Raw genomic sequence first — 326 nt, 5'->3', positions numbered from 1 at the left:
GGGATAACCGCTGAAAGCATCTAAGCGGGAAGCCCACCTCAAGATTAGATTTCCCTAAAGAGCCGTTCAAGACTAGGACGTTGATAGGCAGGGTGTGGAAGTGCAGCGATGCGTGTAGCTAACCTGTACTAATTGCTCGTTTGGCTTGACCATACAACACCCAAGTGGTTTGTATACAAGTCTAATTAATCTATCTTGTATAAGCTGTAGTGGCTTATAGAATAAAGAAAGAATATTTCGATATCACCTTTAACCTTGATTCAGTTAGGTTACAAGTTGATCGACTAAAAAGTAAAATTTATAGTCAAACAATAAAAATAACAGAC

The 326-nt window shown here is 38.7% G+C and carries 1 rRNA gene; it reads left to right on the top strand.

The window, feature by feature from the left end:
* Positions 1-153, top strand: a 23S ribosomal RNA gene (locus tag SB772_RS39710); the annotation flags it as partial.
* Between the last annotated feature and the right edge of the window lie 173 nt (positions 154-326).

This window comes from Paraburkholderia sp. SIMBA_030 (genome assembly GCF_046535245.1).
Taxonomy (GTDB): Bacteria; Pseudomonadota; Gammaproteobacteria; order Burkholderiales; family Burkholderiaceae; genus Paraburkholderia.
Note: the sequence above shows the minus strand (reverse complement) of the source record. Positions and strands in the feature narration are given on the sequence as shown.